Genomic DNA, 12,727 nt, shown 5'->3' with positions numbered 1-12,727 from the left:
ACATGTATTGACAAGATCCAGTCATATGCGTCTATTTGTGCCAATAGGGTTACTCCTCCTAATGGGAGGAGTCTTCATATTCCCTTCTGGGGCATTGCAGGGTGAAGACTCAACCGACCAGCAAAATCCCGATCGTCTTGAAAGGGAGCTGGAGAATTTGGTGAGTGAGGGAGCCGCTCATTCGAACGACCTCACTCGCTTGCTTCGGATGGCTGGATTGTATTTGGATCTGGGGTACGGGGTGTACGTTGATCGGGAGCAGAAGTTGGCAGTTTTCCAGGAGGGAGCCCGTCTCGCCCAAAAAGCCTTAGATCTTCGTGAATCTTCTGCAGAGGCCCATTTTTTGTTTGCCGCCAATCTCGGGAGTGCTGCGGAGTTGGAGGGTTTGGTTGGAGCGGCATTGACGATTCAGAAGTTAAAGAAACATGTGAATCGGGTTTTGGAGCTTGATCCGGAAAATGTTCAGGCTCACCATATGTTAGGGCGGATGTATGAGGAGTTACCCTGGATGTTAGGAGGCGATCAGAACCTAGCTGGAGAGCATTTGAAAAAAGCAGCTTCCCTTGATACCAGATACGCGCCGGCAGGGTTGGATCTTGCGAAATGGTACCTGAAACGCGGACAAAATTTGGAGGCAGTGAGGGAGCTAACGCGGGTTGTAAATTCCCCCCCTCTTCAAAAGCGATGGATATGGGAACGGATTCATCGGCCGGAAGCGCAGTTCTTGCTCCAGCGGACCCTCAGCCAGGTGGATGTTGACCGCTCTGACGCTCATCCCTGAAGTTAGATCAAATGCTTGACAGGCAATAGCAGCTATGGGAAGATTTCCGGTAATCATGTCGGATCTTGGACATTTTTAGTTTTTCCCCTACAACACGTTAGGTTCTACAAGAAAGGATGCGCGATGTCCTTGCTAAAGAGGATTGAAAGTCCAGCAGATTTAAAGAAGCTTTCTCGGGACCAATTCCCTGAACTTTGTCAGGAAATTCGGGAACTCATTATAGAAGTGATCTCCCATGTGGGTGGGCATTTGGCCTCCAATCTAGGTGTGGTGGAGTTGACGGTGGCTTTGCAGTATTTATTGAACACGCCGGACGATAAAATTGTGTGGGATACCAGTAATCAGGCTTACACACACAAACTCTTAACGGGTCGTCGTGAACAATTTCATACGGTGCGCCAGTTTGGGGGCATAAGCGGATTTTGTAAACGAGAAGAAAGCATCTATGACACATTTAATGCCGGGCATGCCGGAACCGGAGTGTCTGCTGCCGTGGGCTTTGTGGAGGCACGTGAGCAATTAGGCAAGTCCAACAAGGTAGTTTGCGTGGTAGGGGACGGGGCTCTCACGGCTGGAATGACACTGGAAGGATTGCAGCATGCCGGAGATATGGGCCGGGACTGTGTGGTGATCCTCAACGATAATCAAATGTCGATTTCCCGAAACGTCGGAGCTATTTCCGCCTATCTTAATCGGACCTTTACCGGGGAGTTCTACACAAGACTTCGTGAGGAAACCTCTCAACTCCTGGAAACCATTCCTCAAATTGGAGAACCTGTAAAGCGAATGGCGATTCGGGCTGAAGAGCTGGCGAAAGGCTTATTACTCCCTGGGCTGCTATTTGAAGAATTAGGATTTCGATATGTCGGTCCAATTGATGGACACAATTTTGAACATTTACTCCCAACGTTGGAGAATGTTTTGAAATTAAAAGGGCCAACTCTCCTGCATGTGATTACCAAAAAAGGATTGGGCTTCCAGCCGGCAATGAAGAATCCAGTTTGGTTCCATGCCTGTTCACCGTTTGATTCGAAGACTGGGCAACCGATGAAAAAGCCCGGTCACCCCTCGTATAGTTCCATCGCCGCTAAAACACTGATCCGTCAGGCTAAAAAAGATAACCGGGTGTTAGTCATTACGGCTGCGATGTGCGAGGGAACGGGAATGTCGGAGTTTGAAAAGGAGTTTCCCTCCCGTTTGATTGATGTCGGGATTGCCGAGCAGCATGCAGTGACATATGCCGCTGGTCTCGCCGCTGATAATATGCGGCCGGTTATCTGTATGTACTCGACCTTTCTGCAGCGGGCCTATGATCAGGTTGTGCATGATGTGGCAACCCAAAATCTGCCGGTGACCTTTTGTATTGATCGGGGAGGATTGGTGGCTGAAGACGGGACAACCCATCATGGGGCTTTTGATTTGGCGTTTCTTCGGCATGTGCCCAATATGGTAATTATGGCCCCAAAAGATGAAAATGAACTTCAACATATGGTCCAAACAGGATTGGTCCATGATGGTCCTGTGGCGGTGCGATATCCTCGCGGCAGTAGCCTTGGGGTGCCTTTAGATTCTGAGCCAATTCCTCTTTCAATAGGCCAGGGTGAACTGTTATCTGATGGGCGAGATGTGGCAATTATCGCGATTGGGGTTATGGTCTCGGAGGCAGTGAAAGCGGCTGAGCGTTTACAAGAAGAAGGGGTATCGGTGGCTGTCATTAATGCACGGTTTGTGAAACCTCTAGATAAAAATCTAATTCGAGAAATTGTCAAAAAAGTGAAATGCGTAATTACGGTTGAAGAAGGGTGCCGGATGGGCGGGTTTGGATCCGCCGTACTCGAGTTTTTATCCGAAGAAGAATGTTGGAATATGCCGACCAAAGTACTCGGATTGCCAGATTGGTACATTGAACAAGGGCCTCAGGATTTGCTCAGAGAAAAGTATGGTCTCACGGCGGATGGGATTTATGATCAGGCCAAGGCGTTGCATGACCGGGTTTCACTGCAAGCAGTAATACGCTAGTCTATTCTCGTGTATATTTCTCGACGAAAAACCAAACAAATCCAGGTTGGATCGGTCAAGGTCGGTGGGGATGCCCCCATATCGGTCCAGTCTATGACGATTCCACATCCGAGGGACGTTGCCGGAACTGTGGAGCAAATTCACCGATTAGAGAAAGCTGGATGTGAATTAATTAGGGTAGCTGTGCCAGATATGGAAGCGGCTGAAGCGCTTCCTAAAATTAAATCACAAATGACGGTACCTTTGATCGCAGATATCCACTTTGACCATCGTCTTGCTCTCAAAGCAGCGAAAGTTGTGGATTGCGTCAGAATTAATCCAGGGAATATTGGGCCATGGTGGAAAACTGAAGAAGTGATTCAGGCTGTCAATGACTATGGCATTCCACTCAGAATTGGCGTGAATGGGGGTTCCTTAGAGAAGCATCTTCTTGAAAAATACGGCTACCCCACGGCTGAAGCACTTGCTGAATCGGCATTGAACGCGGTTCATGCTTTGGAGGATGTTGGGTTTACCAATATGAAGGTGTCTCTGAAGGCCTCTGACGTGCACATGGCGATTGATGCCTATTGGTTGTTTGCCCAGCAAGCCGATTACCCATTGCATATCGGCATTACTGAAGCAGGAACTGCGATGACCGGTGCCGTGAAATCTGCTATTGGGTTAGGTTGGCTGCTTTCTCAGGGTATTGGCGATACCCTTCGGGTCTCTTTAGCGGCCGATCCGGTGGAAGAAGTCAAAGTTGGATTTGAAATTCTAAAATCGTTGGAGCTTCGTCATCGCGGGGTCAATGTGATTGCTTGTCCAACGTGTGGGCGAGTGGAAATTGATGTGGTGAAAATGGCTAACGAATTAGAGCATCGACTAGGACATATCACCACCCCGATCAGCGTATCCGTCCTGGGTTGTGTGGTGAATGGAATTGGCGAAGGGAAAGAAGCTGATATTGGAATTGCCGGAGGTCAAGGCGTAGGAATTCTTTTTAAAAAAGGGAAATTATATAAGCGTGTGCCATCTGAAGACCTTCTTCATGTTTTGATTGAAGAAGTGGAGTTGATGGCTAAAGAGCAGGGTGGTCAAGGCCCGAGCGGCAATGTTCAGGAAACGCCTGATGGGGTTTCCATTCATCAATCCCCAATGGAAGATCTTTCCTTAAGCCCGATACGTTCTGTCTCCAGAGAACTTCCCGTGTTGCCTCGTCAGTAATGATTCCACCCTTTTGAGGACTAAAGAAAAAGAAAGCCGGATTTTCTCTTGTACAAGAGAAAATAGACTTCTTATAATGAGCTCGGAAAGGCGCCGTACCCAAGTGGCTAAGGGAGCAGTCTGCAAAACTGCGATTCAGCGGTTCGAACCCGCTCGGCGCCTCCATTTAATTTATCCTGTCAACCCAGGCACTGGTTTTAGGATTTATGCTGGGGTAAGAGTGGATCTTTTTGAAATATGGTGAAAACCCAGAGGGAGTAAAATACCATGTCGGTACCTGTGTCACAAATGTATACCGTAGCTCATTATGCCCTCTCACAGCACTTACGCGGTGTGAAGCGATACCCTCTTGTGCTCATGCTAGAGCCCCTCTTTCGATGTAACTTGGAATGTGCAGGGTGCGGGAAAATCCAGTACCCAGATCACATTTTAAATCGGCGCCTGACGCCTGAGCAATGTTGGGCTGCCGCTGATGAATGTGGTGCGCCTATTGTGAGTATTCCTGGAGGAGAGCCCCTGATTCATCCTGAGATGCCGGCTATTGCCGAGGGGCTGGTGAAGCGAAAGAAATATGTTTACCTCTGTACAAATGCCATTCTGCTCGAACGAAAATTACAGGACTATACCCCCTCGAAATACCTCACATTTAGCATCCATATGGATGGCCTTAAGGAGGAGCATGATCATGCCGTTTGTCGAGATGGTGTCTATGATGTTGCCGTGAAAGCCATTAAAGCCGCTTTAGCCAAAGGTTTTCGGGTGACGACCAATACGACATTATTTAATGATGCGGCACCTGCCCGTGTCAGGCGATTTTTTGATGAAATGATGGCGCTGGGTGTGGAAGGAATGATGATTTCTCCTGGGTATAGCTATGAAAAGGCTCCAGATCAGCATAGTTTTTTGAGCCGTGATCGGACACATTCCTTATTTGCGCAATTGCTGTCTCAACGAAAGCGCACATGGCAGTTCAACCAGTCTCCGTTATTCCTTGAATTTTTGATGGGAAAGCGGGAGTACGAATGCACCCCATGGGGGAATCCCACGTACAATATTTTTGGATGGCAGCGCCCCTGTTATTTATTACAGGATGGGTACGTATCCACTTTTCGAGAATTAATGGAAGAAACGGAGTGGGAGCGTTATGGAACGGGACGACATGAACAATGCCGGGATTGTATGGTGCATTGTGGGTATGAAGCCTCAGCTGTGAAAGATACCTTCAGCTCATGGAGTGGGTTTTTTGGGACCGTCCGAGCGACCCTGTTTCCCAATGCGGTGTGAGGCTTCTTTTCTTTGTTTTTTTCCTTCCCTCTGGGTCCTCTGGAAGTTGACTCAACGTTTTGCTGTAGGGAAGTAAGGGGTCATCATGGGCTTAGATATATCTTCAAAGGATATTCCTCAATCTTGGGAAGGCCGTCATCTGCAGCCTTCGAATGAAGAAGAATTGCATGAAGCCATGGATCGCGTATTTGATTATCGAGGTGATGTGACGATTCACCTCCAAACGGGGGAGCAGGTTGTGGGATTTGTATTTGATCGTCAGAAGGAGGCTCCTGTGCCGTATATTAAGTTATTCCTGCCAGGAGATCACCAACCACGTATGGTTTTATATCAAGAAGTGGCTGAAATCGTATTCTCAGGGCAAGATACAGCATTTGGTCGGTCATGGGAGGACTGGGCGCAAAAGTGGAAGAAACCCGAGGCAAGTTCCTAACAGCACGATTCCGCAAGCATTCTCTTTTCCCTTCGATGTTCTAAAACTTCCATATAATCCAAAGCATATTTTCCTTGTAATCGGAGTCTGGGTGTGATGAGGATTTTATTTCTCCCTGGACCCATGACCTAGTATGCTTATTCTCTGAAAACACAGGAATGACGAGTGGGAAACAGCGCTCAAGAACGGAAGAAATAATTGACGGTTGGCTTCTGACTGTGATAGAAGTCCTGAACTTTTTTGGGCCCAGGAGACCTATATAGCCCAAATATTTTTGAATGGAATATGTGGGTTTGGCAGGGTATTTTCATTGAAGGAAATACGAAGGCTTGCGAAAAATGCGGAATATAGGATGTACGTATGTGGTGCAAGCACATCACTTCGTTCTAGCTTTCATTCCTTCTCGGTTAGTCCCTTTTCCAGGCCCGTGCGTTGTATGCCCTTCATGATTTAGACCATCGCTTTATGATCGAGGGTCGGATTTTTGGATATGGCCAGGATGGCTTTGGAACGGTTGCCCTTTCAGGGAAGGATGCGTGAACAGAGGTTTCGAGAAATGGAAAAGCAGAGAAAATGGATTTAACAAAGTCGTTTTCCATTTGGACAGTGAGAAGCAGGGACATCGCTTGGTTATTCAATCAGGAGAAGCAGGAGAGTTTGAGTCGACACGGTGGATGGAGGTTGACCGGGCCAGTCCAAAACCAGATTGAATCTTTGCGGCAAACATTGAGTACCCATGTCGTGTCGTTCCGTAGTTGCGAGGATTTTGTGAGGAATGTTGAATTGGAAAAATCAAGAATCAGGTAAACGAGGGGGAACAATGAACGAGTCTCAAACAGTAAAAAGCCTTTTAGTCAGTGGTTTGGCCGTTATGGGCCTTTTGATGTCAGCATGTGGTGGTGGCGAAGGTCCCCCGCAACCCCCTCCTCCTGCTCCACCGGAATATGCGGATAAGCATATGCCAGCTGGGTATTGGAATAACCCGGAAATTTTGAAAGAGGGAGAGGCTATTTTTACGGGACAGCAGAATATTGATGTGAATTGTGCGAGTTGTCACGGCAAAGATGGGAAACCTGTTAAGGCCGGTGCCCGTGACTTCAGGCGAACAGAGCAAATGCAGCTATATTCGGATGCGGTATGGTTTTGGCGAATATCTGAGGGAGTTTCTGGGACAAAGATGAAAGCGTGGAAAAGCAAGCTTTCAGAGGACGCCATCTGGAAAGTCATTGCCTATGAAGCGACCTTTGGGCTTAAGGGTAAGGAATATGATGTTGCGAAAGGCCAATGGGTTCCTTCAGGAGGAGCTGGTGCGGCCCCTGCTGGGGGAGAGGCTGAAAAAGCGGCAGAGTAATCCAGGAAATGAATGAACAATAAGGAGGGCGGAGACCCTTGAAAACACTGAATCGAAGTCTATTGATAGTTCTAGCGTTGGGCCTAAGTGGGGGGGGCATTGCCTTTGGCCAGGTCCCGGATGCTCCACTTGTGGATTTTCCCTATTCGGGAAATAGAACGGCGGTGTGGGTCGTCGCTCAACTTCATATCTTATTTGCGGCGTTTATTTTAGGCGCACCGATATTTGCAGTGGTGGCCGAATGGCTTGGATACAAGAATAACGATCCCAAATATGACCGTCTGGCCAAGGAAGTCATTAAGGTCACAGTCATCTTATACAGCATGACCGCCCTAACCGGAGGTTTGTTCATCTTTGTCCTGCTCGGGACGTATCCTGATTTTTCGACATGGTTGATCAAGCATTTTTTCCTTGTGTTTGCGGTTATCTATCCTCTGCTATTTATCCTTGAAACCATTATTTTGTACACCTATTTTTATTCATGGGATTCCATGAAAGGGGCAAAAAAGGGACGTCATATCGCTCTTGGAATCCTACTGAATATTGTCGGAACAGTGACACTCTTTGTCATTGATGGACCGACATCCTTCATGAACACCCCGGCCAAGGCTGTGGAAGGTCTATCCTTGGTGGAGTTTATCCAGACAGCCAGCTTGTGGGATAAGATGGCTAATTTTAGCTGGATGCCCCTCAATCTTCATCGCCTAGTAGGAAATGTGACGTTTGGTGGATTTATTGCCGGGCTTATTGCGGCCTATATGTTTATGGGATCAAAAACAGATGAGGAGAGAGCCTATTACGACTGGATGGGTTTTGTGGGGAACATGATTGGAGTAGGGGCGCTCCTGCTCCTTCCGTTCATGGGTTATCTCCTAGCCTACGAGTTGTGTGATTATGATGCATCAATTTGCCCCTATATGATGGCTGACCAATTGTCGATGTTTTTTGAAATGCAGGGGGCTATGATCGGACTGATTTTTTTAGCCAGTAATTATTATATCTGGCTAAGTCTTAAGCGAATACAGGGTGTGGAACAGGTTCGGATATCCGGATTCGTGGCGGTAGTAGTGTTGTTCATGCCAGCCATCATGGGATTTACCTGGAAAATGTTTCCTCCACCCGAGTGGCAGTCTTTAATTGTCTTGGGGATTCTGGTCGTTCTTCCTGTGGTTCTTGGTAAAATCCCTGGTCTTAAGAACTTCACGGTTTCAGCTTTCACCATGATTAAAATTGGGTTTTTAATGATCGTGGTGGCTGATGCCATTTGGATGACTCCTCACGGGTTTGTGCCAACGCAAGGTCTTGCCACGGAAGAGTTGGAGCTACCTTCTTGGGCAGGTGAGCTAGCGCTTATGCCAGCAAAAAATGCAGCCGCATTCACGCTTGTCTTCCTAACTGTCGTAAATTACATACTCTATAACCGAGCCATTAAGCGTGGGACGATCATGTGGGGAAAAATAGATTTTGCCTCGCAATTCGTTCTGATATTCTTGGCGTTTAGTGCGATTTGGACCATGGGTCTCATGGGAACGGTACGCTCATTAACTCGTAAGTATTATCATGTTTATAACCTGGTTCCAGATTTTACCCCTGAAGCATTTACGCCGACTCTGGCCTATTCGGCCTGGTGGATAACGGGGGTCACCATCGTGTTTTACGCTGTTGTGAGTTTTGCCATCCTTGTCACGCTGAAAGCAGGAAGTCCAAAGTCGGCAACGTCCATGGCTTCGTCAGTTCCTGTTGAAGCTAAATGAGAAGGTTGAAAAAAGAGGAAACAAATGGCTAACCAAAGTTTTGCCAAAAGTATTATGAAAAAGACCGCCATGGGCGTCATAATTGGTGTGGTGTTGGTGGTAGGGGCCAGGTTCACCCATTTCCCCTATGTGTTTCAAGTGATGTTTTTCCTTTATGCAATGCTGGGAGCTTTGGTATTCATTCTTTTAGATGCGCCAGCGATGAAACGATTGGAAGGTGTGAAGGCGGTGGGGGCGCTGGTGGTATTTTACCTTCTGCTTTCTGGTCTCTATATCGCAGGGGCGTCGATTCTGCCTCAGTTTGATCCGGAAGATGAAAAGGGAAAAATTGAAAAAGTTTTAAAACTTCGTCGCGCCCAAACCGAGCAAGGAAAGGCTGATGAATTGATAGCCAGGACAAAAGAGTTGGATGAACGGGCCAAGGCTATTTCCAAACAACTGAGTTCCCTTGGGGCCGAGGCCAAAGTTGAGGTGGCCGTGGCTACCAGTGCAGGTGGGGGAAAGGCGGCCTCCGGCGATCTGGTGGCCCTAGGAAAAGACCAATGGGAACTTCAAGAATGCTATAACTGCCATAAGCTATATGGACAAGGTGGGAAAAAGCGTGGGCCTGAAATGGATAATATCGGTAATCTCATGACCCCGGATCAGCTGAAAGAAAAAATATTAGATCCAAAGAGCTGGAAAGCGGAAGGATTTGATAAGGATTACGAAAAGGGAAAAATGCCTGATAAGTATAAAGATCTCATGTTTCCACAAGAAATCGATGCACTTGTCGCTTTCCTGGCCTCCTTAAAAGACGAGTCCGTGAAAACACCCAAGCCTATAAAAATGAACTAATCAACCCCTGAGGTTTTCCCTGGCTATGCAACCAAAACTGACAGCAAAAGCATTGTGTGCGAACAAGGAAGTCGGGAAGATTTCTAAGGTAATTGTTGATCCACTTTCCCACGAAATCAGCCATGTCATCATTCAGGAGTTGAATGGTCACGGAGCGGAACGGAAAATTCCTATTGGCCAAGTCCAGGAAGTGGTGAACGAGGAAGAGATTGTCCTTCGGTGTTCAACTGAAGAATTCGGTCAATTTCCTGTCCTGGAGCGAGATCAGTACGTCACGATTAAGGAAGTTGAAATTGCGCATTTGGAGGATCATTTGCATGTGGAGCCCGGTGAGATTCTGGTTCCTCTTCCTCGACTAGAGCAAGGGGTTCCCAGGCGCACATTTTTTACCAATATGACCCATGCGATTGGGACTTTAATTGCCTTGCCTTTAGTGTTTCCTGTGTTGAAGTATCTCATGAAGCCCATGTTTAAGCCCTACGATAATGCCTGGTTTTCCGTCGGCAATGTAAAAAAAGTAAATAAAGAAAATGTTGGCTTCCAATTTAAATTTACCCGTGGATTTAAAGAAGCCTTTATGCCAGAGCAACAAATTGAAAAAAATATCTGGGTGGTCAAGGCAACTCCGGCCGTTCAACAAGCCGTATACGAAGGAAATGATAAAAAGTTTTATGATGATAAGGGGGATGTCATTTGGGTCAACAAGTCAAATTCTCCTTATATCGGCTACTCTGGCAAATGTCCTCATCTAGGTTGTGGATATAAATGGAGAAAGACGAAAAACTTTCCAGATGGGGTATTTTTGTGCCCTTGTCATCTGAGTATTTATGATGAAGCTGGAAAAGTTATCGACGGGCCGGCTCCGAGACCGCTCGATGTCCTTCCTCTGCAAGTTGATGCCGGTGGAGAACTGAAGATCATTGATGTTGAGTATAAAGCCGGTGTAAATAACCAAATTCGGCTTCTGTAAAAGCCTAGGATGGAATGGTGAAAGGCGCATGAAGGAAGACAGTCAAGTCGCAAGTCAACAGAACGCATTCGAAAAGGTTGTTGAGTTTGTTGATGAGCGGGTGGGTCTGAAAAATATTCAGGCAAAAATGCTGAATGAGCCAATTCCTGGTGGTTCCCGCTGGGCTTATGCTTTTGGCTCTGTGTTGCTATTTATTTTTATACTCCAAGTAGTCACTGGGATATTGTTGATGTTCTATTATGTCCCGAGTACCGATCACGCTTATGCGAGTACACAGTATATCATTCACGAAGTAGACTATGGCTGGTTTCTTCTGAGCTACCATTTTTGGGGCTCATCTGCCATGGTAGTAATGGTTTTCGCGCATATGTCTCAAGTATTTTTATGGGGAGCCTATAAAAAGCCAAGAGAACTGGTCTGGTTAGTGGGATTGGCTTTGTTTGGCATTGTGATGGGTTTTGGTTTTACGGGTTATCTCCTTCCATGGGATCAACGCGCATATTGGGCAACGGTGGTGGGTGTAGAAATCATGGATAAAACTCCAATAGTAGGGGATTTTTTAGCTCGTTTTCTTAAAGGTGGTCCGACCCCAGGGCAAATGACCCTAAGCCGGTTTTTTGTAATTCATGTCATGGTCTTGCCGGCTGCCTTAGCAGGGCTGGCTGGCCTTCATATTTTTCTTTTTAGAAAGGCTGGGCCAGCCGGACCGTTTAGGGGTACACCTGAAGAAATTAAGGCCAAAACGGACTACTTTTTCCCGCGTCAAATCTGGAAAGATATTGTGGCCATGGCCACAGTATTTTTAATCATCTGCTCACTCGCCTTCATTGAGCCGGTCGTGTTGCTGGAACAAGCGACTCCGGATCCTGGGGATTATCATCCAGAGCCAGAGTGGTATTTCTTGTTCCTGTTTCAGTTACTTCGATTGAAAATTTTTGGCGGGGAATTTGGCCAATTTCTCGGGGCTATGGCCATACCTGGAGCATTTATGGCGTTTTTAGCAGCCCTGCCATTTTTGGATACAAGCTCAGAGCGAAATATCTTTAAACGACCAATCGCTCTTATTGGTTGGACGGTGATTATGGTATTTATTCTTGTGTTTACTGTGTCAGCCATTATAAACCGGCACTTTTTAGATTAAATTTCTGGAAACATATGTCAAATTCGAAGTTAGGGCTTTTAGTTTTTTGGCCAACATTCTGGACCGGATTTCCAATAAAGATGGTGGTCGCCTTGTTGTTGCTTGCGGCACATATGCATCCATGGGAGGGTAGCGGACTTTTCCTATTTTTACTTGTCTCCATACCCGTGGATATTTGGGCTCTTGGTCTTTGTGCGAGAACCGTGTTTATTGATAGGTTAAAGGTTGACCCAAAGCCAGGTATCGGTCTTCAACTTTGGATTCGATGGGTAGTCTTTAGTGCTTTGGCATTACCGATTATCATGATGGTGGTGTCAACCGTGACAGAAACTACTCAGTCTGTGGTTTCCAATATTGTTGAATCGATTAAAGAGAATATTTTCGTGATTCCCGTCGCTGAGCAGATAAGTCTTGAGCTGGTGATGTGGGGTAGTGTGTCGTCTGTTGTGCTTATTCTTTGTATATTGGGATGGCTGTATGGATTAGGGTGGCTCGCTCAACCATTTGTAAAAAATGCGACCCCGGTAAAAGGGTCAGCAGTGGACCAGGCTAATTTTTGGGATGGATTACGTATACCATCAGATCAGCCTCTGCTCTTAACCGCATTTACTGGGGCTGGGGTCGTGCTGGTATTTCTCTTCTGGGTTCTCTTGCCTTCAACGACGCCACACCCACATGAAGAGTATGTCTATACTTTTGAAAAAAAAGAAGTGGTCAAAGTTGAGCCACAAAAGGTATTGCAAGAAGCGGAGCAAGTTCTGGCTAATGCCGAATTTGTGGTGAGTAAGCTACAGGAGGAGAAGTCTGGAGATACAAAAACATCTATAGAAGCTGGCGACATTTCATCTAAAGCCAAACAGGAAACTAAGGCTGAAAAACAACCGCCAGTAGGGGATGAAGGAAATCCCTCTAAACTTAGAGGACTTTGATGAGTAGCCTTGAACAAAATAA

Annotated in this window: 11 protein-coding genes and 1 tRNA gene; all 12 read left to right on the top strand. The window is 46.7% G+C overall.

From position 1 onward, the window contains the following. Positions 1–25 precede the first annotated feature (25 nt). On the top strand, positions 26–781 hold the full coding sequence (locus H6750_04405; GenBank protein ID MCB9773548.1) for a hypothetical protein: 756 nt from the start codon (positions 26–28) through the stop codon (positions 779–781). Between the two features lie 123 nt (positions 782–904). Next, on the top strand, positions 905–2,800 hold the full coding sequence (locus H6750_04400; protein ID MCB9773547.1) for a 1-deoxy-D-xylulose-5-phosphate synthase: 1,896 nt from the start codon (positions 905–907) through the stop codon (positions 2,798–2,800). A gap of 9 nt (positions 2,801–2,809) precedes the next feature. Continuing rightward, the gene (gene ispG, locus H6750_04395) at positions 2,810–4,006 is read left to right on the top strand and encodes a flavodoxin-dependent (E)-4-hydroxy-3-methylbut-2-enyl-diphosphate synthase (protein MCB9773546.1); all 1,197 of its coding nucleotides are present in this window, start codon (positions 2,810–2,812) and stop codon (positions 4,004–4,006) included. 89 nt (positions 4,007–4,095) lie between these two features. Further along, positions 4,096–4,171, top strand: a tRNA-Cys gene (locus tag H6750_04390). 102 nt (positions 4,172–4,273) lie between these two features. Beyond that, positions 4,274–5,290 carry an adenosyl-hopene transferase HpnH gene (gene hpnH, locus H6750_04385; GenBank protein MCB9773545.1) on the top strand — a complete coding sequence of 339 codons (1,017 nt, stop codon included), beginning with the start codon at positions 4,274–4,276 and terminating at the stop codon, positions 5,288–5,290. An 85-nt stretch (positions 5,291–5,375) separates the two neighbouring features. Then, positions 5,376–5,723, top strand: a complete 348-nt coding sequence (locus H6750_04380; protein ID MCB9773544.1) for a hypothetical protein — start codon at positions 5,376–5,378, stop codon at positions 5,721–5,723. 820 nt (positions 5,724–6,543) lie between these two features. Further along, on the top strand, positions 6,544–7,074 hold the full coding sequence (locus H6750_04375; GenBank protein ID MCB9773543.1) for a cytochrome c: 531 nt from the start codon (positions 6,544–6,546) through the stop codon (positions 7,072–7,074). A gap of 38 nt (positions 7,075–7,112) precedes the next feature. Then, on the top strand, positions 7,113–8,828 hold the full coding sequence (locus H6750_04370; GenBank protein ID MCB9773542.1) for a cytochrome ubiquinol oxidase subunit I: 1,716 nt from the start codon (positions 7,113–7,115) through the stop codon (positions 8,826–8,828). Between the two features lie 24 nt (positions 8,829–8,852). Next, entirely contained in the window at positions 8,853–9,665 is an 813-nt protein-coding gene (locus H6750_04365; protein MCB9773541.1) for a cytochrome c, read from the top strand. Between the two features lie 25 nt (positions 9,666–9,690). Further along, a complete protein-coding gene (locus tag H6750_04360) occupies positions 9,691–10,635 on the top strand; it encodes a ubiquinol-cytochrome c reductase iron-sulfur subunit (GenBank protein MCB9773540.1) in 945 nt (314 codons plus the stop codon). A gap of 28 nt (positions 10,636–10,663) precedes the next feature. Beyond that, a complete protein-coding gene (locus H6750_04355) occupies positions 10,664–11,776 on the top strand; it encodes a cytochrome bc complex cytochrome b subunit (protein ID MCB9773539.1) in 1,113 nt (370 codons plus the stop codon). 14 nt (positions 11,777–11,790) lie between these two features. Beyond that, positions 11,791–12,705 carry a hypothetical protein gene (locus H6750_04350; GenBank protein ID MCB9773538.1) on the top strand — a complete coding sequence of 305 codons (915 nt, stop codon included), beginning with the start codon at positions 11,791–11,793 and terminating at the stop codon, positions 12,703–12,705. Positions 12,706–12,727: the final 22 nt, after the last annotated feature.

The sequence above is a fragment of the Nitrospiraceae bacterium genome, from assembly GCA_020632595.1.
In the GTDB taxonomy this organism is placed as follows: domain Bacteria; phylum Nitrospirota; class Nitrospiria; order Nitrospirales; family UBA8639; genus Nitrospira_E.
Note: the sequence above shows the minus strand (reverse complement) of the source record. Positions and strands in the feature narration are given on the sequence as shown.